The sequence below is a fragment of the Halomonas sp. AOP43-D1-4 genome (assembly GCF_052446175.1).
Taxonomy (GTDB): domain Bacteria; phylum Pseudomonadota; class Gammaproteobacteria; order Pseudomonadales; family Halomonadaceae; genus Vreelandella; species Vreelandella citrativorans.
Map to the genome: position 1 here is coordinate 1 of NZ_JBQSVY010000002.1, position 20,544 is coordinate 20,544.

Here is a 20,544-nt window from a genome sequence, read left to right on the forward strand (position 1 = left end):
CTGGTCCACCAAGTAGTCTTGATTTTCTAATCTTTCCGCCCTCTCTTCGCTGTACCTTGCCAAAATAAAATCATCAATATTATGCTCTGTCACAGCATTGTGTTCGAAAACATGCTCAAAATATTCTTTAGATTTTAATCCTGTGAGATCAATGTTATTGATTTCACAAAACTTTTCCATTGTATCTTTTCTTGACATGCTCCTAAGCTTGAGAAATCTGCTACCCCTAACATCTTCCTCAATACTAGGAAAATCGTCATTTCTAAAAAGCCGATCAAGCTGTTTGAAGTTCAAGTTTGTCATTAATCACCCAGAGTTTCATTTCATTAAATTCAAAATTATTTATAAGGAGTTCCAGCAAATCGATTGGCCCAGAAACAATTCTTTCTCTAAAAATATATTCCATGACCTTTAGAAAAATTTGATTAGTGTCTAACGGCTTCTCATAAAGCCAACGCCTAATCATTATTGCCAGCTCAGAAGCGAGCTCATTTTCACCTGTTTCTTTGTAAGGTGGAATATCGCTGAGCTTTCTAAATGTAACAAGAACATCTCCTTTTATTGTTTTCATTCTATTAATTTGTCGGGGAGTGAAAGACTTTTGTACGAGCCACTCGAACTCATATAGCTCAAAGCCATTCCGCACGCATGCATTGGTTATTGCTCTCCACTCATACCCAGACAAGGAATGGTACGTCAAGGAGAAATATTTTCCACTTTTCAAAACCCGCCTTATTTCGGAAAAAGCTTTGTCTATGTCAGTTTCAAACTGCGATCCACGCTTCGATCTTACCTTGCTATCGCTAATTACGATTTCGTTTTCATAATCTGGTTCAATACGAAGCCAAGAATTCCAAATAATACTTTGCTCAAAATATGGCACCGCTTCACCATACGGGGGGTCGGCGAATATATAGTCTATAGACTCCTTGGCTAGTTTTAGGTTCTTAGCATCGAAATCGGTTATTCTGTAGGTTGAGCTATGCTCATTAGGCTCCGAAAAAAGCCCATCTGCTTGAAAGTTGCCAAGATACTCGCGCTTTCCTTTAATTGCTTTCTTTAACCTGTTCTCAAAATACACTAATACATTGTTTTCGATATAGGTATCTCCGGTGTAAAAACCTGTCATCCAGGCACCAGGAGCCATAGCTCCTCGGCTTTTTATCGGTGGAACCAGTCTTGAGCAATTAGCTAAATTAGCTGTAAATGCGAGCTTCAATAACTCTCTTTCATTTCCTGAAGAAACCTGATTGATTAGACTGAATAGCCGTGCGTGACAAGAAAGCGTTCTCTTGGTAAAAAGTGAAGCAACTGACATTCCTTTACGTGCGGATATTCTCGAATTTTCTATAAGTGCTTCATCTGGATACCAATCACTGATCTCTTGAAATTCCTCATATTTAAGAAATTCTTTTGCTTGCTCTTGCGCAAGATCAATTTCTCTTGCTTTCCTTTCCCCAGGGCTTAGGTATTTTGCCTTTATCGGGACGTCGTCTTTATCTCTCAAAACGGAGGTTAGAATTACTTTCTCTCCGTCCACGCTCCATTCGAACCATTCATTATTGAAGTCAACAAATTTCTCTCTGATTTGTTTCCATTCTTTCTCAACTTTTTCAATATCTATATCTTTATTAAAGAGAGTTTCATTTATGAAATTTGATACCGGGTTTAAATCATTAGATATTACATTTCTGTTTAAGATATATGCTTCACAGCAGAAAACGCCATACCCCGAGAAAGGATCAAGTACTGTTTCGCCTTCATTGCTATATTTACGGACAAGGTCACCAAGGTCAGAAGAAGGCTTCTTACCCCAATACTTATGCATTTCATACCTATCTCTTTTTTGCTTCAAAGTCATATTCCTATAATAATTTACCGCTATGATTTTACGCTTTCACCCTGAGCACATAACAGTGATTATACGGAAGGCGGCATAACCTCAATAAACGTGCCCGCTCATTCATGAGGTTATGTAGCCAGCTCATTTGACTCTACCCCATTGTTTCTGTTGTGAGCAAAGCAAAATTTGGCTGCATATCTAAAATTCGCGTGCCTGCGCGTTTTGCCGGTTTCAATCATACTTCCGCTGGCGCATCACTCAGCAATGCGCCTATGGTCGAAGGGCACAATACATGGGTCTCGCGATAAATAGGTAAGCAATTACACCAGCCCCACACAAACCATCTCCCCATCCAACCACTGCTGTTTAAGCCCCCGCTGCTTCTCCAACAACAGCATTAGGTACTCACACAATGGATGAGCAGATGGCAGCGCGGCAAGATGTTTGCGCAGCCTGCGCTGGAAAGGAAACTGCTCAGCAGGCACATGTAGCGGCGTGGCATGTTGAGTGAGCCATTCGATAGCAGGCAGGAGTATGTGGGTGGCGTTGCTGTCCAGCGCTAGCGTGACGCCTTTAACATCAAAATCACCGGCGTAGATATGCGGTCGTTGGGTTTTGCGCCAGGCCTCGGCCAACAAGGCAAAGCCGCCGCCATAGTGGCTATCGCCGCGATAGGCGACCAGCGGGTTGATGTAGCCGCTTAGCGCTGGTAGTTCCGGCGGAAATTCATAGAAGCTGTCTAGATTCTCGACCTGAATCAGGGCGCTGAATGCGCTTAGCTTTAGCATCTGTACATCCACATCGCGAATAGTGCGGAACTCGATGGCGAGCCCTGCTATTGGCTGAGGGGGAAAGCTTACAAGCACTCGTCGTGCGCGGGGGCTTTCGCGGTTGGCTTTGTCTTCTTCTACGCCCTCCTTGGCCTGGGCGCTGCTGGGCAGGCCGCTGAGGGATCGGCCTAGTGGCGCTATTCGGGCGCTGTCTAATACATCGTTGATCTGTGCGAGCAAGGCGGCGTCAAAGCGCAGCGTTTTGCTGGTTATTCGTGTGGCCAGGTCAATATCATGCTGATGGCACCAGGCAACCACGTCGTTTACCCATTGGCCGCAGGGCTTTTCCACTGTGGGCTGGCGGAGAAGTTCTCGGGCTACACCGTTCAGCCCATTGCGTGCGCGGCTGGGTAGGTTCATACGGCCAGCTGCAGTTCAACGTCGTGGATCAGGCGCAGGTGATTGAAGGCACTCGCTTGAGACTCCTGCTGTTTAAGGCGAAACGCACGCTGGTCGTTGCGCGGCAGGCCCTGATACTCGGCAATTACCTGGAACAGCCAGATTTCATCCGGCCATTCCAGCGGGCTTTCATGCAGGTATTCAAGCGCGCTGACCGGCTCGGCGTCGGGCTGGTCGATCACGCTTAAATAGAAGTGTTCCACATCCTGCTTTAGCGCCTGTTGGCGGGCGGCGGCCAGGCTGCTTTCTTGCGCTTGAGCAGGTGCTGCCGCTTCGACTGTTTGCGTGGTGTGGCGCGGCTGGGGAAGTTGATGCAGCAGGTCGGCGAGTACCTGGCACTCCAGATTGCGATCCAGCGCCGGGGCGGCCGCCGCGTTTAGCGGGGCGGCTTGATTGACCAGCGCGGGCACCTCGCTGCGCCGAGCGTAGTTGCCGGGCACAAAGCCTGGGTGCTCGCGCATAAACGCTGCCATGCCGCTAATCAGACGGCTGCGCGCTTGCTGCTTACGAAAGCGCGCCATCAGTTCGATCAAGCGCCGCTGCACTTCGCGCAAACCGGTGTAGTGGTGGCTTAACTGCTGCTGCAGCTGGCTGATCAAGAGCTTGCGCAGGCTGCCGTCGCTGCCTACCAGCTCTATCAACTCGTCAAAGTTAATCAGTGCCAGGCCATCCAGAAGCCTTGCGATCTGTTTCTGGGCGCGGTCGTTCTCACGAATTTTATCGTTGAGTTGGCTGACGAAACCAAAATCGCTGTTCAGCCGCTGCCATAAGCTGTCGATGGCATCGGCGAAGCGGCCGTTAAGGTCGTCAACTTCCTGGCGCAGGCGCATTAGCTGCTGCTCTAACCGCCAGTGCTCGCCCCGGCTGCGCGCCTCGCGGTAGCTGTGTACCAATGAGCGAATCAGCTCCAGGGTTTCCGCTACACCGGCATTCACATGGCGACGGGTCTCATCGGCGAGCATTTCGGCGATCAACTCGCGCACCTTTGGGGCAAGCTTCACGCCGCTCTGCTCATCCGGGCGCCACAGAATACGCGCCGCCAGCATCTTGCGCAGCGCGCTATCGCTGAGCGATTCCAGCGGCACTTCATCGCGGGTGTAGGCCTGCATCAGCGTTTCAGAATGCTTGCCCAGTAGCGCCAAGCGCTCAGCGCCTGTTTTGAGCAGGCGGCTCTCCAGCTCATTCACGCTCTTATTCACAACAGAGCCTCCTGCGTGCCTTCTTCTCCTTCGGCATCAATCGGCAGGTTTTCTTCATCGCGAATAAAGCGCACCAGGTCTACCAGGTAATCAATCTTGCCGGTGATCACAAATACCTGGCGCTCGGAATGCGGCTGGAGCAGGTAGCCGTGCTCTTTCAGGCGTTTGAAGACCTGTTTTACCTGGGCATCCAGCTGGTCACTTTGTGAGCCAAAAAAGCTGTCGGTAGCCAGGCGTTCCAGCCGCTCGCGCAGGCTTTGGTTATCTTCACACTTGGCGCTGAATTCGGCCGGTTTGAGTACATCGCCAGGGGCGGCCAAGGTATCGCGGCCTAGCGCTTCTTGAACCAGCTGTAGCCACTCCAGCAGCGGCAGCAGGCTGTTGAGCGTATCGCCAAGCTGGCGTGAGAGCTGATCCCGGGCGCTGTCATTCAGTTGGCGCCAGGCCAGAAAATAGACGCTGCCCTCTTCATTGCTGGCCAGCCGCCGGTTAAGCGGGCGCAGGTAGGTGTCGATCTCCTCGCGGGTCTCTGCGTTGCTCAAGTGGCGATAGCCACTTTCATCGCTCACCGGGCAGACAAACTCCCCGGCGAGTAAACGCTCAAGCAGTGGGCCATGTTCGATCATACCGTCACCTCCTGCTGACGTTCCTGGAGCCGCTCGGCCAAGCGGCTCAGGCGCGGTTCAATGCGTTTTAACACCCGTTTATTGGCGTTAGCGTTATCGCGGTCAATCAAGTAGCGATTGGCGAACAGCAGTAGCACGTCGGATTCAGGATTGGGGAACGCGCCGACGATATGAATGTGGTTGCTGTCACAGGCCTCAAACAGCTTTTCTACGTTGTGATAGGCCAAGGTGCCGATCTCATCGATGGGCCAGTGGATGGCGATTTCTGCGTCGCCGCGCAGCAGGCGGGTAAACGCGAGCAGGAATTTACACAGAATCAGGTAGGCCATACCGTGACTGGAAGACTCCAGCAGCTGGCGGTCGTTTTTAATCACCAGGTCCGTGCCGCCTTCGTTCAGGTGCAGTTCCAGGCGCAACAGGCTTTCAAAGCTGTACTGCTGGTCGCTGCGTAGCAGATCGACCACGTCGGCCAGGGTGTTCAGGTAGTCGTCGCTGGGCAGCGTCTGGCCGGATTCGCGCCACTCTTTATAGCGCTGGGCAAACAGCTTCAACGGCTCCCAGAAGCCCAGTTCGTCGATGGTGGACTGAATGCGCACTTCGGCTTTGGTGATGCCTTCCAGGCGCAGGTCGTCGGCGACTTCTTCCGAAAGCCGACGGCTCTGGGCGCTGATGCGACGGTTCAAATCGCGGAACACGGTAAAGAATTTATCCAGGTCATCGCTGAGGTTGCGGCCCTCCTGAATCAACTGCTGTTGTTGGTCTTCAAGCAGTTTGAGCATGTCGCGCAGTAGCGGCAGTTGGAGGCGCGGGTTGTCGCTTTGCAGCTTGCTGCGCTCGCTCTCCAGCGCTTCGGCAAAGCCGCTGCTGGCGTCCTTGATCAGTTGGCTTTCAACGTCCAGGCAGCCACGGCGCAGCTGTTCGATGAGCTGGTGGCGATTGCCCAATGCCTGGCGGGCGCGCTCGATGCGCTCGTCCACATCGCCGAGCGGCGCCGCCGGGGTCTGGCCGTCGGGTTCAATGGCGAGGCCTTCTAACTGAGTCAGCAGTGGCTTTAAGGCTTCCAGGCTGGTGTGTTCGCTTTCGCGCTGCGTTTTAAGCGTGCTGACGGTGCTTTGGTGAGTTTTACGCGCGGCCTGAAAATCGTTTTTCAGACGCTCTTTATCGCGTTGAAGCTGCTGTTCAGCTTGCTCCAGCTCGGCTTCCTGGGTGACCAACTGCGGCTTGTGCTGCCCCCACTCCACGCGCATAAAGCGGGTGTATTCGGTGAGTTCATCCTGACGGGCGGCGGTAACGCGGATGCGCTCCTCCTGGCTTGCTAGCCGCGCCTTGGTATCTTTTAGCTTGGCGGGGTCAACGCCCTGCTCGGCCAGTTCCTGGCTGAAGGCCTCTTCCAACTCCGCACGCTGGCGCTGGTGTTCAGTCTTGGCGTCGCTTAGCTGCTGCTTGTACTGGCGCAGCTGGGCATCCAGGCTATCCAGCTGGCTTTGGCCGTCAGCTTTTAGCTCCAGCAGCTGGCTTTGATGGGTTTCACCCAGCGCGTTAAGGGCTTGCTGTTTCTCTTCACGCAGCTCGGTTTGTGTTTGTTCCAAGCGGGCTAACGCGGCCTGGTGCGTGGCGCGGCGCTTCTGTTGATGCTTGGCGTGGCGCTCTTGCTGCTGGCGGCGCGCTTCAAGGGCAAACTCAACTTCCTGCTCGGCACGCTTATGGGCCATACGGCCTTGATCTTGAGTTTCATCGGCTTTTTGGACGCGCTCGTTATGCTGTTTAAGCGCTTTCTCGGCCGTTTGGCACTCTGCCTGCGCGCGCCGTTTGGCGCTATCTGCTTCTTCGATGGCGGCAAGCAGCGTGGCTTCGTCCTGGGCGTAATCGGGCAAGGCAATGGCCGAAAGATCCAGTGCCAGCCCAAACAGGTCATCACTGCCGCCGTCGGCTAGTTGAGGTGCTAGATCGCGTCGTTCCAGCAATTCCGGGGCAATCACTTTGCCTAACTGCTGCTCCCAACCGGGGCGATGGTAGCGCAGAAAATGGCGCAGGCTGCCCTGTTCAGGGTCACGCTGCTGGTAAAGCGCATAGCAGCGCTGCTCGGCGCGCTCAAGCTGTTGGCGAAGCTGAACCAGTTGCTGCTCGGCATCGTCCCTGCCGCGGCGGTTACTTTCAAACTCGCGGCGCAGGCTGTCTAGCGTAGCGGCCGATGCGTTGCGTTCTTGCTGGGCTTGATCCAGGCGCGCTTGGGCCAGCTCAGCATCAGCAGCTTCTTCAGCGGTTTGTGTTGAAAGTGAGAGCTGGGCTTTTAGCTCGGCCAGCTGCTCAACGCCCAATTCAAGCTGCGCCTGATACTCACCGTCCAGGCGCTGACGCTCCTGTTGATAGCGCTCATTGAGCTTCTGCTCGGCTTCCCACTGCTGTTCACGGCGCAGGGCTTTCTCTTCCACTAGGGCGTCGATCAATTCCTGGGCTTCACCAGTCTGGCGGGCCAGCGCCTCGGAAAGCTCACGCAGGCGTCCATCAAGCCGCGCCTGGCTCTCTTTTACCGCATCCTGCATCACGTTCAGGTGGGCACGCAGCTGATCGCGCTGCTCGCGCCACTGGGGCAGCGCATTGATATCACGCTCCAGGGCGGGCATATCCGCCTCGAAATAGTGCTCGTACTGGGTTTGTAGATCATTAAGGCGGCGCTGGGTCTGCTGTAAATCGCTGACCACTTCGCTGTGGCGGTCGTTAAGCGCGTCCCGCGCTTGGGCGTAGTCGCTTTCCCGCTGTTGGAAGTCGCGCTGATGGCGGGCAAGCTCGGCGTCCACATCGGCCATACGCCGCTCAGCCTGCTGGCGGTCATCTTCAAGCTGGGGCTTAAGCTGCCAGAGAGTGGCATCTAAATGGGCAAGCTCGCGGTCAATCCCGGCAAGCCGGGCGAGCGACGCTTGTAGCGGTTCCAGGCGCATCGATTGGCGCATCTGGGCAATCCATTCACGCGCCTTGGTGTTACGAATCCGCGTGACCGGCAGTTCAACGCCATCCTCTTCGAAAATCGCCGCCAGCATGGTTTTGAGGGTATCCATCTTGCCCTCTTTGGCATGCACCGCCGACACCAACTTTTCAATATGGCGAATACGCCGTTCGGGCTTGACCAGACTGAACTGCGCGGCGATCTGGCGCAGCTTGAGGCCATCGCGGCTATTGCCGTGTAGCTGAGTAAAGTCGTTTTGGATCACCGAGCGAAATTCAGAGGTCGCGCCCAGCTTGGACGACACCGGCGTACCGTTGCGGCGCAGGCCACTGGCCCACTGGGTGTAGTCGAGTGCGGTCACGCCCGCCTCGCTCTCCACCAAGTAATCTTCCGGCTGATAAGGCCCGCCCACAAAGCGGTACTCTACCCCGCCCTCTTGCTTACGAGTCAACACTGCCTGGCAGATGTTGCCCGCCTCGCGACGGTATTCATACACCAGGTAGCTGTTGCGATGCGGCAGGTAAAACGCATCAAACTTCATGCGCGTTTTGGGCACTACCTTATTGGGCAGCTCGCCATAAAACACCGGCACCAGGCGCTGGAGCGTGGTCTTGCCCGAGGCGTTGGTGCCGCAAATATTGGTGTGGCCGTCCACACTGAGTTCAACCACGCCTTCAAGGTGGCCGTGAATCATCACGATGCGTAGCAGGTGGGCCATGCCGTGTCCTTGATCGATAGGGTTTCGAAAACGACTATCTTGCCAGACACAATGCAAGGCGACACCTACTGGATGACTCGACTCACCGATTCACTCTCCCAAACGCTTTATGTAATCATTAACCCACTAGCGACTTAAACGCTCAGCAATTACATTCACGCCCACGCTTCACTTTCATTGCAGGAAACCGCCATGCCCCGCTACCCCGAGCACCTTACCGGCGAAGGCCCGGTTAACCCCTTTCCGGGAATTAAAGTACTTGAACGCCGCCTGGGCCGAGCGATCCCCCATCAGTTGGGTTCCAACGAAGGGCTGGACATGCCTCACCAGGCACTGCGCGAGCACTTTGGTGATGCACTGGCGGCGCACGCTTACAGCTATGGCGACGCCGAGGCGTTTGGTGTGCGTACCCGGTTAAGCGCCCAGCTAGGCACGCCTTTTGATCACCTGTTGGTTGATGCGGGTGCCGATAGCCTGATTGCGCTGGCGCTACGCACTACCTGCGAGCCCGGCGCTACGGTGGTATGCACGGCGGGCACCTATCCCACGTTTGGCTACTTTGCGAAAGGCCAAGGCTGCCGCCTGATTGAACCTGGCTACCATGAAGCGCCCGGCGTGCTGGCGCCGGACCTGGAAGCGCTGGCCACCGCCGCGCAACAGGAAAACGCCCGCCTCGTTTACCTGGCCAACCCGGATAACCCCAGCGGCCACCTGCACAGCGACAGCGCCATTATCAAGCTTCGCCAAGCGCTGCCAGATACCTGCTGGCTGCTGCTGGATGAAGCCTATGGCGATTTTCGTGATGATGCGGGAAGCGAGTTTTCGGCTAACGCGCTACCCGGCGTGATTCGCCTGCGCACGCTTTCCAAAGCCCACGGCTTAGCGGGGCTGCGCATTGGCTACGCCATTGCAGAGCCTGACGTACTGGCTATGATGATGAAGGTGCGTATTCACTACGCGGTTTCCGCACTGACGCTGGCCGCCGCCGAAGTAGTACTCGACCATCCTGAAGAAGTGCGCCAGCACGTGGCAGATGTAAAAGCCCGCCGAGAGCAGTTGGCCGAGCACTTTCGCTCTTTAGGGGCCGATGTACTGCCGAGTGCCACCAACTTTATCGGCATTCGCCTGCCCAGTGAGGAACTGGCCGTCCACGTACATCAGCAACTGCTTTCAGAAGGTGTGCTTGTCGCTCGCCTGGCGCACCCGGCGCTCGCCAACGTAATACGCATTACCGCCGTAGCGGATGCCCTGGTGCCGGGCCGGCTGGCAACGCTTGAGCAGGCTATTAAAGGGCACGCTTGATAAGGCAACTCTTTTTACAGGAAAGCCCCTGCCAAGGCAGGGGCTTTCTCGATACTAGCGCTACCCGAACGTTACAAATCAAGCGTTAGGCAGTGCCGCGATAACCATGATTTCCACTTTCCACTCAGGCTTGGCAAGCTTGGCTTCAAGCGCGGCGCGAACCGGGGTACGCCCTGCGACTACCCACGCTTCCCATGCCGCGTTCATCTGATCAAACTCGGCCATATCGGTTACCCATACCTGGGCAGAAATCAGGTGCTCTTTTGAGGACCCTGCCTGAGCCAGCAGCTCATCAATACGCGCAAGCACTTGTTCGGTCTGGCCACGCATATCTGCCGTGGCGTCGGCGGGCACTTGGCCTGCTAGATAAACCGTGCCGTTATGAATAGCCACTTGGCTCATACGTGCATTGCTTTCGTAATAAGTAATGCTCATGGAGTCTCTCCGTCATAAGAAATACAGCTGAGATTACCGCGTTTACATTTAAAATGCTTGCCTGCAAATACGCCAACTTCTTGCTGCATTCAGGCAAACGATTTACCTACCCACTGAACCCTACATACCCGATCACGAAAGGCACCGAGGCCAAAAACAGGATAGAAACCATGGCAAGCAACCCGTCTCTGGTTAAGAGCCCGGCCGCGAAGCAGGCGATAGCCGCAGATGCTATTGAACCCGACGTGGGGATGACTTCCATAAACGGCATAAAGGGTGTCACGGCCAGGATAACGGCGAGAGGCAGGTACAACCAGGGCGGCTTGACGAAAAATACCCAGCGCGGTTTGAGAAAACGCTCAACAAAGTGCACCGGTTTGCGCAGCCAGTTAATCCCTTTACAGAGTTTATGGGTAGACAGCGCTTTGCGTGAAATGAAGCCTGGCAGCCAGAGGCAATCCCGCCCCAGCATTATCTGCGCTACGAGAATAAACTCAATGAAGGCCACAATGGCAGTGACTCCCGGAATCGAGCTTGCGGGAGACGTCGAAATGAGGGCAAACATGAGCATCAGTGACGCAAAGGAGTGCGCACCAAGCTCGTCCACAAGCGACCCGATCGTTACTTTTTGCCCTTGAACCGAGTGTTCAAGGTGGTTCAGAACCTCGCTGAGTGCCCGCGTCGTGTGTTCGGCCATTATTGAGCTCCCTGCTCGCTATAAAGCGTGCCAGGCCGTTAATCAAGCACCTGTATCCATGGCATGCAATTGCCGTCTACAACAACGGCACTGTCACTGTGGAGTGTAGTTTAGATGAGTGTCATCAAATGTTAGATGTCGAGCCAATGGATGGTGTGAGAAAAGGAGGGTATGAGCAATGTTTGCAATGCTTTATGGTATTTTTTGGAATGCCAAAAACCAAAAAAGGGCCTAGCGATGAACGCTAAGCCCTAAAATTTGGTGCCGGTGGCCAGACTCGAACTGGCACACCCGTAAAGGCGGCGGATTTTGAATCCGCTGCGTCTACCAATTCCGCCACACCGGCAATGGATGCGCATTATACGGAGATAACCACGCAGGTCAATCACATTGACTGACTTTATCTAGCGAAGGGGGTATCCTATGCCGCCTGTTTGACCACCGTTAAGAGCCAACCCATGCAGCGCGCGGACTTTTATTTCGAGCTACCCGATGAGCTGATTGCTCGCTACCCTTCTGAGCAGCGCAGCGACTGTCGTTTGCTGTGCGTGGATGGCCAGAGCGGCGCGCTTGAGCATCGCCAGTTCACGGACCTTCTTGAGCGTTTAAACCCCGGCGATTTGCTGGTGTTTAATGACACACGAGTGATTCCTGCCCGCCTACACGGCCATAAAGCCAGCGGCGGCAAAGTGGAGATGCTGCTTGAGCGCCCGCTGGACAGCCACCGGGGCCTGGCACATATCCGCTCGAGCAAGTCGCCCAAGCCCGGCACCGAGCTGATCTTTGAAGGTGATATTCACGCCGTGGTAGAAGGCCGCCGCGACGCGTTGTTTGAGCTGCGCTTTTTAGGCGAGACGCCAATGATCGCGCTGCTGGAGCAGCATGGCCATATGCCACTGCCGCCTTATATCACCCGGGAAGATGAACTCAGCGACCGCGAGCGCTATCAAACCGTTTATGCCCGCCGAGATGGCGCCGTGGCCGCTCCCACGGCGGGCCTACATTTTGACCAACCACTGCTGGATGCCCTGGCTGAAAAAGGCATCAACAGCGCGTTTGTCACTCTACATGTGGGCGCGGGCACTTTTCAGCCGGTGCGGGTGGACAATATTCTTGAACACCATATGCACAGCGAGTGGATCGAGGTGTCAGAAGCCACCTGCCAGCAGGTACACGAGGCGCAAGCCGCAGGCAACCGGGTCATTGCCGTGGGCACCACCAGCGTGCGCTGTTTGGAAAGCGCCTGCCAGAAAAGCAGCGATGGGCAGATAGCGCCCTACAGCGGGGATACGGATATTTTCATCTACCCCGGCTACGAGTGGCGCTGTGTGGATGCGTTGATTACCAACTTCCACCTGCCGGAATCGACACTTTTGATGCTGGTGTCGGCGTTTGCCGGTTATGACACGATGATGAACGCCTACCGTGAAGCCGTTGCCGAACGCTACGCTTTCTTTAGTTATGGCGATGCGATGCTGCTCACCCGCTAAGCGCCTTTACGTTGCCCTTAGCGTTTTACCGATGATTTTTTGACGAGTTACCACAATGCGAAACGAATGCTTTATGCGCTTTGAGCGCTTGGCCGACGACGGCCGCGCTCGTCGCGGTCGCCTCCACTTCCCCCGTGGCACGGTCGAAACCCCTGCGTTTATGCCGGTGGGCACTTACGGCACGGTAAAAGGTATGACGCCGGACTCCATCAAGGAGATCGGCGCTGAAATCATTCTGGGCAACACCTTCCACCTGTGGCTGCGCCCCGGCACCGAGGTCATTGAAGCCCACGGCGACCTGCACGACTTCGCCCAGTGGGACAAGCCGATCCTCACCGACTCCGGCGGCTTTCAGGTGTTCTCATTAGGCGAGACGCGCAAGATCACCGAGCAGGGCGTGCACTTCCGCTCGCCGGTGGATGGCAGCAAGGTGTTTATGGGGCCGGAAGAGTCCATGGCCGTGCAGCGCTCGCTGGGCTCTGATGTGGTGATGATTTTTGACGAGTGCACGCCCTACCCGGCCACGTATGAGGAAGCCGAGAAATCCATGGAGCTGTCGCTACGTTGGGCCAAGCGCTCACGCGATGCCCACGGTGACTCGCCTTCCGCACTTTTCGGCATCATTCAGGGCGGCATGCACCCCGAGCTTCGTGAGCGCTCGCTCAAAGGCCTCTTGGAGATCGGCTTTGACGGCCTGGCGATTGGCGGGCTTTCCGTTGGCGAGCCCAAAGAAGAGATGATCAAGGTGCTGGATTACCTGCCCACCTGGATGCCAGACGATAAACCACGCTACCTGATGGGCGTGGGCAAGCCTGAGGACCTGGTGGAAGGCGTGCGCCGGGGCGTCGACATGTTCGACTGCGTCATGCCGACCCGCAACGCGCGTAATGGCCACCTGTTTACCGCTGACGGTACAGTCAAGATTCGTAATGCCAAGCATCGCCACGACACCAGCCCCCTTGAAGAGGGCTGTGACTGCTATACCTGCAAGAATTTCTCGCGCGGCTATTTGCACCACCTGGACCGCTGCAATGAAATGCTCGGTTCGATGCTCAATACCATCCATAACTTACGCTACTACCAGCGTGTAATGGCTGATTTGCGCGCGGCAATCGAAGCGGGTACATTGACGACCTTTGTGGAAGGCTTTTATGCTCGGCGCGGCCTGCCGGTGCCTCCCCTGGCCGAATAGTCATCACCCGCTCTGGCGGGTGAATCAAGGGCCGCTTATCAACATAATTGTTAATTAGCGCCCCCTCTAACCCTTTCACCCATTAAGGGTCTTAACCCAGGAGTTCTCTGCAATGCTGGATTTCTTCATCTCATCAGCCCATGCCCAGGAAGGGGCAGCTGGCGGTGGCATCGCACAAATCGTTATGTTGGTCGGCTTTGTGCTGATTTTCTATTTCCTGCTGTGGCGCCCCCAAGCTAAACGTGCCAAGCAGCACAAACAGCTGGTCACCGGCCTGGACAAAGGCGATGAAGTCGTGATCGGCGGTGGCCTGGTTGGCCGCGTCACCAAAGTCAGTGATGAATTCCTGACCCTGGAAGTATCTGAAGGCACCGAAGTCAACGTACAGAAAAATGCCGTTGCTGCCGTGCTGCCGAAGGGCACCATTAAGTCCATCTAACGCTTAAAACACCCCTGCCGATTCAGTGCCAGCCACCCCGGCAGGGGTGCCATGGTAGATACGATGGTAAATTTTGCTGTGCGTGGGGCTCCCCGCACAGCAATTCCGTTTGTAATTGAAGGCAGGGCTTGCATGCTCAACCGTTACCCCCTGTGGAAGTATCTGCTGATACTGGTCGTCCTGGTGGTTGGCCTTATCTATTCGCTTCCCAACTTATTCCCCGAAGATCCCGCTATTCAGCTCAGTAGCGCCCAAAGCGAAACGCTGAATGAGCGCCAAATTGAACGCGTTGAGAACGCACTCGGCGAAAACGGCATCGCTGTTAAAGGCGTCGAAGAAGTTAACGGCCTGTGGCTGATTCGCCTGCGTAACGACAACGACCAGCTCAATGCTCGCGATATTGCCGCCGACCTTTTAGGCAATGACGCGACGGTCGCACTAAACCTGGCAGAAGCCACGCCGGCCTGGCTGCAAGCATTTTCCGCCTCCCCCATGACACTGGGGCTTGACCTGCGCGGTGGCGTTCACTTCCTGCTGGAAGTGGATATGGAAGCGGCACTCACCCAGCGTCTGGAAGTGAATGCTAGCGCCATGCGCGAGCTGTTGCGTAGCGAGCGTATTCGTTACCGCAATACCGATGTTGAAGGCCGCTCCCTCTCCATCGACTTTGCAAGCACTGAAGACCGCGACAATGCACGCCGTTTGATCAGCCGTGACTTCCCCAACTTTGACTATACCAATGAAGGCAGCGGCCGCTCCTCCAGGCTGGTGATGGCGCTGAGCGATCAGACCATTAACGAAATTCAGGACTACGCCATCAACCAAAACTTGACCACCCTGCGTAACCGGGTGAACGAGTTGGGTGTTGCCGAGCCGATGGTGCAGCGTCAAGGTCCTAACCAGATCGTGGTTGAACTCCCCGGCGTACAGGACACAGTGGCCGCCAAACGGATCGTGGGCGCGACCGCCAACCTTGAGTTCCGCCTGGAAGCTCGTAACGACACGCCGAGCATGGAAACGGAAACTCACGTATTCCGTAATGATGCATCACGCTCTGCCGAGCTAATGCGCGATGTGATCATTACCGGCGACAGCGTTTCCAGCGCCAGTAACAGTTTTGATGAAAACGGTCGTCCGCAGGTGAATATCAACCTGGATGGCACTGGCGGCACGTTGATGAACCGCGCCACGCGCACCAATATTGGTCGCAATATGGCGGTGCTATTTATCGAGCACAAGAGCGAAGATACGGTCGTCATTGACCCTGAGACCGGCGAAGAGACGATTGAGCGTGAGCCTTATGTAGAGCGCGGCCTGATAAGCCTCGCCACCATTCAAAGCGCGCTGGGCAACAGCTTCCGAATCACCGGGCTCGACTCTCCCACTGAAGCTGCCGAATTGTCGCTGCTGCTGCGTTCAGGTGCGCTGGCGGCGCCGATCTATTTTGTACAGGAGCGCACTATCGGCCCAAGCCTGGGTGCGGAAAACATTCAGCGCGGCCTGCTCTCTGTTCAGGTGGGCCTACTGCTGCTCGTGCTGTTTATGCTGGCGCGCTATAAAGTGTTTGGTATTTTTGCCAACATTGCGCTCGCCCTTAACCTGACGATTCTGGTCGCGGTCATGTCGATGCTGGGCGCCACGCTCACCCTGCCCGGCATCGCGGGCATCGTGCTAACGCTGGGCATGGCGGTGGATGCCAACGTCCTGATCTTTGAGCGAATACGTGAAGAGTTGCGTAACGGGCTGTCGATTCAGCAGGCCATTCATGCAGGCTATGAGCGTGCCTTTACCTCGATTGTCGATGCCAATATCACCACGCTGTTAGTGGCGATCATTCTGTTCTCGATTGGTACCGGCCCCGTCAAAGGCTTTGCGGTCACGCTGTCTATCGGCATCTTGACGTCCATGTTCACCGCACTAATGGTGACGCGTGCCCTGGTCAACCTGACCTATGGCAGCCGACCCGTCAAAAAGCTATGGATCTGAAAAACATGGATCTGAAGAACATGGACCTGAACCCCGTGCTCAGCCCCGAATGCAAGAGGTGGCAATGAAACCCCTATCACAACTGCAAATCGACTTTATGGGGCGGCGCAACATTGCGTTTATCGCCTCGGCAGTGATGCTTATCGTGTCGATTGGCGCCCTGCTCTTCCAACAGCTCAACCTGGGGCTCGACTTCACTGGCGGCACACTGATCGAAGTTCGCTACGGCGCCGCACCCTCGCTGGATGCCATTCGCCTTCTGCTGGTAGAAAGCGGCTTCCAGGATGTTTCTGTACAAACGTTCGGCGCATCAACCGAGGTGCTTATTCGCCTGCAACAGGCCTTTGATCCTGACGTTGGCAGCGACGTTGTCAACCTGCTAAGTGCCAGCGGAGACAGCGTTACTCTGGTGCGCGCTGAATTTGTTGGCGCCCAGGTGGGCGATCAGCTGCGCGATCAAAGCGGCCTTGGCCTGCTGGTCGCGCTCGGTGTGGTCATGCTGTATGTCGCTTTCCGCTTCCAGTACAAGTTTGCCATCGGTGCGCTGTTGGCGCTGCTTCACGATGTGATTATCGTCGTGGGCGTGTTCGCACTCTTTCATCTTGAGTTCGACCTGACCGTGCTGGCGGCGATTCTGGCGGTTATCGGCTACTCATTGAACGACACAATCGTCGTCTATGACCGTATTCGTGAGAATATCCGTACGTCACGTATCGACGATATGACGCAGATCATCAACGAAGCCATCAACGCCACACTATCGCGCACGCTGGCAACCTCCGGCACGACCATGCTGGTACTGTTTGCCCTGTTAATCCTCGGTGGCGATATGATCGAGAACTTCGCTATCGCCTTGCTGATCGGTATTGGCGTCGGCACGTTCTCCTCCATCTACATCTCTGGCGCGCTGCTTCTGCCACTCAAGCTTTCGCGTGAGGACTTGATCCCCACCAAAAAAGAGCTTGATGAAGAGGAAGAAGAGCTGCCGTAACAAACCGTTCTTGTATAACGACAAAAGGCTCTGCCGGGATAACCCGGCAGAGCCTTTTTAGTGGTTGGCTGGCAACCTGGAACGTCTACCACTCAACATTCACAGCGTGCTATTAACTACCAGCCATTCATTTCCAACTATTCATTTACTACCAGCCCATCAAAAATGCGGCGCCAGTTGTTTGATCAGCGCCTTGTAAAGACGTGGACCAGCGGCCATCAGTTGGCCTTCCACCTTAACGCTCGGCTGACCATCGGGCGTGCCCATTAGCGCACCGGCTTCTTTCAAAAACAGCGTACCCACCTGCATATCCTGCTCTTCCATACCCAGCACAAAGGCGCTGTCCACTCGGCCGCTGGCCAGCTCACACATGTCCAGCAGGCCACAGCCCGTCGCGACAAGAGTTTCTACCTGAGGTGCAAGTTGTTGGGTAACGGTAAGAAATGCCGGCAAGTTGCCAGGACGCAGCCACGCTTCGGGCAGGCTCATGGCTAAACGCGTACCGGTAATCGCGGTGGGTTTGCTAACCCGCATACGCTTGCCATTGTGTTGAGCGCCACGACCACGGCTGGCGATATATTCATCATCGCCAAACGGTGAGATAACCACCGCGTGTTCCGGGCGGCCTTTAACCAGACACACCACTGAGAGAGCAAAGCCTTTACCCGCTACCGCTAAATTAGAGTAGCCATGAATGGGTTCGATCTTCCAAACGGTCTCACTACCTTCGTCTTCACCCGCTTTATGCGAGGTGTAGCGACCCACATAGCCGTGCTGGGGGTAGCCACGCTCCAACTGATGGACAATGGTCGCCTCGGCCTTGCGCGCCGTGTCTTCAAGCAGACGGTCAAGATTGGATTCTTCATGAGCGTTTTCGATACGCTCACGAACACGTTGAAACTGTTCAACTGCGCTGCGCGCTGCGCGCAACGTAAATTGGACCATCGGATTCATGATCGGGCCTTGTCACAGTGATGTTAAAGAACGTTAGGCGAAGGAATAATTGCCTATGGCGCGCAATTCTAGCAGACCCCTCTCGGGCACGCTATCGACTCGTGCTAAACTGCTCGTTTTCCGCGTTTGTTCGCTATGTTCAGTATCAAGCCCTGTTCTTCATCAAGCCCTGTTCACATTTATCGAGCCCTATCATTATGCTTGAGCGCATTCGTATCGTTTTAATCGGCACCAGCCATCCAGGCAACATCGGCGGCGTTGCTCGCGCCATGCACAATATGGGTCTGGCCGATTTGGCGCTGGTGGCTCCGCGCTGCGAGATCATTACTCAGGACAGCATTTCGCGCGCTTCCGGCGCGGATCATCTACTCCATCAGGCCAGCGTACATCCAACGCTTGAAGACGCCGTTGCCGACTGCACGCTGGCCGTTGGCGCGAGTGCGCGCTCACGCACCCTGCCCTGGCCCATGCTGTCACCGCGCGAACTGGCAGACCGCCTACCCAGCGAATGTCAGGCATCAACATCACGCGTCGCACTGGTGTTTGGCCGGGAGGATAGCGGCCTGACCAACGCCGAGCTGCAGCGTTGCCATGCCCATGTCCATATCCCCACCAATGCTGACTTTAGCTCGCTAAATTTGGCCGCCGCCGTACAGGTGCTTGCCTACGAGAGCCGAATGGCCTGGTTAAGCCAGCAGGACGCAGCGCCCACGCCTGATGCTGATGATGAGCTAGTGCCCCACGAAGAGCTGGAGCGTTATTTCGAGCATCTGGAGCGCACACTGATTACCATTGAATTTCATGACCCGGCCCAACCTCGTCAGCTGATGGCGCGGCTACGTAGGCTCTATTTGCGCGCCCGCCCCGAAAAAATGGAGATGAACATTTTACGCGGCATTTTAACCGCAACGGAAAAATCAGCAGACAAATAATAACCGGCATCCGCAAACCTGGGGTGAGGCATAACTTGAAGTTACGCACCCGCGCCCCAACCTCGCTATCCTGCTAACGATGAACGATGCGTTACGTCATCCGCGATGCCTTAAATGACCGCGTGCCAGCCCTGACCAAGGATCACTCATGTTCCAACGCCTACGTGAAGACATTAACAGCGTATTTGACCGCGACCCGGCGGCCCGCAATTTTTTAGAGGTACTGACCAACTACCCCGGCCTTCACGCGCTGTTAATTCATCGTTGCGGTCACTGGCTATGGAAAAAAAACCTGAAATGGCTGGCCCGTACGCTGTCGACGTTTTCCCGCTGGCTGACCGGCATCGAAATTCACCCTGGGGCCACTATCGGTAGGCGCTTTTTTATTGATCACGGCATGGGGGTCGTGATTGGAGAAACCGCGCAGGTTGGTGACAACGTAACGCTGTATCAGGGCGTCACACTCGGCGGCACCAGTTGGAACAAGGGCAAGCGCCACCCCACACTTGGGGATGGCGTCATTGTCGGCGCGGGAGCCAAGATTCTCGGCCCCTTTACCGTGGGTGCGGGTGCAAAGGTTGGCTCGAACGCGGTGGTCACCAAGGAAGTACCGCCTGGCGCAACGGTGGTGGGCATTCCCGGCAAGATTGTTAAACGCACCGACCCCGACGTTGAAGAAGCGCTAGAGGTAGACCCGGTTCGTCGCGAGGCCATCTGCCAAAAATTTGGTTTTGACGCCTACGGTGTCAGCCAGGACATGCCCGACCCGGTGGCCCGCTCCATGCAGGCAATGCTGGATCACATGCACGCAGTGGATGAGCGCATTGAACGCATGTGCTCAACGCTGCGTAAGCTTGATGGCAGTTACCATGAAGGAAGCCTGCCCGCGCTGCGTGATGAGGACTTCGCCGATATCCTGGACGAAAACGATACCGGTTGCGCGCCCAAAAACTCGGATGACAACACGCCGCCTCCGGCTAAAGGTTGACCAAACTACTCAGGCTTTCCCATAATGGCAGCACATTTGCCGGGAGCACGCTGAACGTTCAGTGTCGAGGTGCCTGTCATGCGTTTAACTACCAAAGGCCGTTACGCCGTTACCGCCATGCTCGACCTGGCGTTGAACGGCGAACTCAGCCCGACCAGTCTGGGGGATATTTCGCAGCGTCAGGGGATTTCCCTCTCCTACCTTGAGCAGCTGTTTGCGCGCCTGCGCCGTTCTGGGCTTGTCCGCAGCGTTCGCGGCCCGGGCGGCGGCTATTTGCTGGCCAAACCGGCGGCCGATATTAGCGTTTCAGCAGTCATTGATGCCGTTGATGAAACGGTAGATGCTACCCGCTGCCAAGGGTTATCCGACTGCCAGCAGGGAAACACTTGCCTGACCCACCATTTGTGGTGCGAACTATCCGGCCAGATTCGGCATTTTCTTGATGACATCACCCTTGCCCAATTGATGCAGCGCCCCGATGTTCTACGTATTGCCTCACGGCAAAAAAATCGTGTTGAAGCGGGTATTCTCGCCTCATCACCGTAATGGCCAAGGGCGTTATTACCGCCGCCCTGGCGC

Annotated in this window: 18 protein-coding genes and 1 tRNA gene; 9 read left to right on the forward strand and 10 right to left on the reverse strand. The window is 55.6% G+C overall.

The window, feature by feature from the left end; all coding sequences use genetic code 11:
• The 6 genes from ACT3RQ_RS01890 to ACT3RQ_RS01915 all read right to left on the reverse strand — a co-directional run.
• Nucleotides 1-303, reverse strand: a 303-nt coding sequence (locus ACT3RQ_RS01890; protein ID WP_444679999.1) for a hypothetical protein, incomplete at its 3' end; no start/stop codon positions are given.
• Nucleotides 275-1,861, reverse strand: a complete 1,587-nt coding sequence (locus ACT3RQ_RS01895) for a DNA methyltransferase (RefSeq protein WP_444679870.1) — start codon at nucleotides 1,859-1,861, stop codon at nucleotides 275-277. The genes ACT3RQ_RS01895 and ACT3RQ_RS01890, both read right to left, overlap by 29 nt.
• Before the next feature lie 302 nt (nucleotides 1,862-2,163).
• On the reverse strand, nucleotides 2,164-3,033 hold the full coding sequence (locus ACT3RQ_RS01900; RefSeq protein ID WP_444679871.1) for a DUF7281 domain-containing protein: 870 nt from the start codon (nucleotides 3,031-3,033) through the stop codon (nucleotides 2,164-2,166).
• Nucleotides 3,030-4,271, reverse strand: a complete 1,242-nt coding sequence (locus tag ACT3RQ_RS01905) for a hypothetical protein (RefSeq protein ID WP_444679872.1) — start codon at nucleotides 4,269-4,271, stop codon at nucleotides 3,030-3,032. Before ACT3RQ_RS01905 ends, ACT3RQ_RS01900 begins: the two co-directional genes overlap by 4 nt.
• Nucleotides 4,268-4,897 (reverse strand): hypothetical protein, encoded by a 630-nt coding sequence (locus ACT3RQ_RS01910; protein WP_444628076.1) that lies wholly within the window; start codon nucleotides 4,895-4,897, stop codon nucleotides 4,268-4,270. The genes ACT3RQ_RS01905 and ACT3RQ_RS01910 overlap by 4 nt, the downstream gene beginning before the upstream one ends.
• Nucleotides 4,894-8,559: an ATP-binding protein gene (locus tag ACT3RQ_RS01915; protein WP_444679873.1), complete on the reverse strand. Its 3,666-nt coding sequence runs from the start codon at nucleotides 8,557-8,559 to the stop codon at nucleotides 4,894-4,896. Before ACT3RQ_RS01915 ends, ACT3RQ_RS01910 begins: the two co-directional genes overlap by 4 nt.
• 192 nt (nucleotides 8,560-8,751) lie before the next feature.
• Between ACT3RQ_RS01915 and ACT3RQ_RS01920 the strand changes: the two genes are divergently transcribed.
• The gene (locus tag ACT3RQ_RS01920; RefSeq protein ID WP_444679874.1) at nucleotides 8,752-9,861 is read left to right on the forward strand and encodes a pyridoxal phosphate-dependent aminotransferase; all 1,110 of its coding nucleotides are present in this window, start codon (nucleotides 8,752-8,754) and stop codon (nucleotides 9,859-9,861) included.
• A gap of 78 nt (nucleotides 9,862-9,939) precedes the next feature.
• On the opposite strand, the gene ACT3RQ_RS01925 is transcribed toward ACT3RQ_RS01920, so the two are convergent.
• The 3 genes from ACT3RQ_RS01925 to ACT3RQ_RS01935 all read right to left on the reverse strand — a co-directional run bounded on the left by ACT3RQ_RS01925 (nucleotide 9,940) and on the right by ACT3RQ_RS01935 (nucleotide 11,339).
• A complete protein-coding gene (locus ACT3RQ_RS01925) occupies nucleotides 9,940-10,296 on the reverse strand; it encodes a RidA family protein (RefSeq protein WP_087106579.1) in 357 nt (118 codons plus the stop codon).
• A gap of 106 nt (nucleotides 10,297-10,402) precedes the next feature.
• The gene (locus ACT3RQ_RS01930) at nucleotides 10,403-10,993 is read right to left on the reverse strand and encodes an exopolysaccharide biosynthesis protein (protein WP_087106577.1); all 591 of its coding nucleotides are present in this window, start codon (nucleotides 10,991-10,993) and stop codon (nucleotides 10,403-10,405) included.
• 259 nt (nucleotides 10,994-11,252) lie between these two features.
• Nucleotides 11,253-11,339 (reverse strand) — tRNA-Leu (locus tag ACT3RQ_RS01935).
• A 112-nt stretch (nucleotides 11,340-11,451) separates the two neighbouring features.
• Between ACT3RQ_RS01935 and queA the strand changes: the two genes are divergently transcribed.
• The 5 genes from queA to secF all read left to right on the forward strand — a co-directional run bounded on the left by queA (nucleotide 11,452) and on the right by secF (nucleotide 17,091).
• Entirely contained in the window at nucleotides 11,452-12,483 is a 1,032-nt protein-coding gene (queA, locus tag ACT3RQ_RS01940; RefSeq protein WP_444679875.1) for a tRNA preQ1(34) S-adenosylmethionine ribosyltransferase-isomerase QueA, read from the forward strand.
• Between the two features lie 73 nt (nucleotides 12,484-12,556).
• Nucleotides 12,557-13,675 carry a tRNA guanosine(34) transglycosylase Tgt gene (gene tgt, locus ACT3RQ_RS01945; protein ID WP_087106573.1) on the forward strand — a complete coding sequence of 373 codons (1,119 nt, stop codon included), beginning with the start codon at nucleotides 12,557-12,559 and terminating at the stop codon, nucleotides 13,673-13,675.
• Between the two features lie 112 nt (nucleotides 13,676-13,787).
• On the forward strand, nucleotides 13,788-14,114 hold the full coding sequence (yajC, locus tag ACT3RQ_RS01950) for a preprotein translocase subunit YajC (protein WP_087106571.1): 327 nt from the start codon (nucleotides 13,788-13,790) through the stop codon (nucleotides 14,112-14,114).
• A 132-nt stretch (nucleotides 14,115-14,246) separates the two neighbouring features.
• Nucleotides 14,247-16,100 (forward strand): protein translocase subunit SecD, encoded by a 1,854-nt coding sequence (gene secD, locus ACT3RQ_RS01955; RefSeq protein ID WP_444679876.1) that lies wholly within the window; start codon nucleotides 14,247-14,249, stop codon nucleotides 16,098-16,100.
• A 64-nt stretch (nucleotides 16,101-16,164) separates the two neighbouring features.
• A complete protein-coding gene (gene secF, locus ACT3RQ_RS01960; protein WP_087106566.1) occupies nucleotides 16,165-17,091 on the forward strand; it encodes a protein translocase subunit SecF in 927 nt (308 codons plus the stop codon).
• Nucleotides 17,092-17,250: 159 nt separating this feature from the next.
• On the opposite strand, the gene ACT3RQ_RS01965 is transcribed toward secF, so the two are convergent.
• Nucleotides 17,251-18,045, reverse strand: a complete 795-nt coding sequence (locus tag ACT3RQ_RS01965) for an inositol monophosphatase family protein (RefSeq protein WP_444630159.1) — start codon at nucleotides 18,043-18,045, stop codon at nucleotides 17,251-17,253.
• 197 nt (nucleotides 18,046-18,242) lie between these two features.
• On the opposite strand from ACT3RQ_RS01965, the gene trmJ reads away from it, so the two are divergent.
• The 3 genes from trmJ (at nucleotide 18,243) to ACT3RQ_RS01980 (ending at nucleotide 20,511) form a co-directional block, all read left to right on the forward strand.
• Nucleotides 18,243-18,977: a tRNA (cytosine(32)/uridine(32)-2'-O)-methyltransferase TrmJ gene (gene trmJ / locus ACT3RQ_RS01970; protein WP_444679877.1), complete on the forward strand. Its 735-nt coding sequence runs from the start codon at nucleotides 18,243-18,245 to the stop codon at nucleotides 18,975-18,977.
• Nucleotides 18,978-19,125: 148 nt separating this feature from the next.
• Nucleotides 19,126-19,965 carry a serine O-acetyltransferase gene (gene cysE / locus ACT3RQ_RS01975; RefSeq protein WP_444630161.1) on the forward strand — a complete coding sequence of 280 codons (840 nt, stop codon included), beginning with the start codon at nucleotides 19,126-19,128 and terminating at the stop codon, nucleotides 19,963-19,965.
• Nucleotides 19,966-20,043: 78 nt separating this feature from the next.
• The gene (locus tag ACT3RQ_RS01980) at nucleotides 20,044-20,511 is read left to right on the forward strand and encodes a Fe-S cluster assembly transcription factor (RefSeq protein ID WP_193055284.1); all 468 of its coding nucleotides are present in this window, start codon (nucleotides 20,044-20,046) and stop codon (nucleotides 20,509-20,511) included.
• The last annotated feature ends 33 nt before the right edge of the window (nucleotides 20,512-20,544 follow it).

Coding starts and splice junctions, on each gene's coding strand:
- tgt (WP_087106573.1), top strand. CDS start 12,557: ATGCGCTTTGAGCGCTTGGCCGACGACGGCCGCGCTCGTCGCGGTCGC.
- secD (WP_444679876.1), top strand. CDS start 14,247: ATGCTCAACCGTTACCCCCTGTGGAAGTATCTGCTGATACTGGTCGTC.
- yajC (WP_087106571.1), top strand. CDS start 13,788: ATGCTGGATTTCTTCATCTCATCAGCCCATGCCCAGGAAGGGGCAGCT.
- ACT3RQ_RS01925 (WP_087106579.1), bottom strand. CDS start 10,296: ATGAGCATTACTTATTACGAAAGCAATGCACGTATGAGCCAAGTGGCT.
- ACT3RQ_RS01900 (WP_444679871.1), bottom strand. CDS start 3,033: ATGAACCTACCCAGCCGCGCACGCAATGGGCTGAACGGTGTAGCCCGA.
- ACT3RQ_RS01910 (WP_444628076.1), bottom strand. CDS start 4,897: ATGATCGAACATGGCCCACTGCTTGAGCGTTTACTCGCCGGGGAGTTT.
- queA (WP_444679875.1), top strand. CDS start 11,452: ATGCAGCGCGCGGACTTTTATTTCGAGCTACCCGATGAGCTGATTGCT.
- cysE (WP_444630161.1), top strand. CDS start 19,126: ATGTTCCAACGCCTACGTGAAGACATTAACAGCGTATTTGACCGCGAC.
- ACT3RQ_RS01965 (WP_444630159.1), bottom strand. CDS start 18,045: ATGAATCCGATGGTCCAATTTACGTTGCGCGCAGCGCGCAGCGCAGTT.
- ACT3RQ_RS01920 (WP_444679874.1), top strand. CDS start 8,752: ATGCCCCGCTACCCCGAGCACCTTACCGGCGAAGGCCCGGTTAACCCC.
- ACT3RQ_RS01930 (WP_087106577.1), bottom strand. CDS start 10,993: ATGGCCGAACACACGACGCGGGCACTCAGCGAGGTTCTGAACCACCTT.
- ACT3RQ_RS01895 (WP_444679870.1), bottom strand. CDS start 1,861: ATGACTTTGAAGCAAAAAAGAGATAGGTATGAAATGCATAAGTATTGG.
- ACT3RQ_RS01980 (WP_193055284.1), top strand. CDS start 20,044: ATGCGTTTAACTACCAAAGGCCGTTACGCCGTTACCGCCATGCTCGAC.
- secF (WP_087106566.1), top strand. CDS start 16,165: ATGAAACCCCTATCACAACTGCAAATCGACTTTATGGGGCGGCGCAAC.
- trmJ (WP_444679877.1), top strand. CDS start 18,243: ATGCTTGAGCGCATTCGTATCGTTTTAATCGGCACCAGCCATCCAGGC.
- ACT3RQ_RS01915 (WP_444679873.1), bottom strand. CDS start 8,559: ATGGCCCACCTGCTACGCATCGTGATGATTCACGGCCACCTTGAAGGC.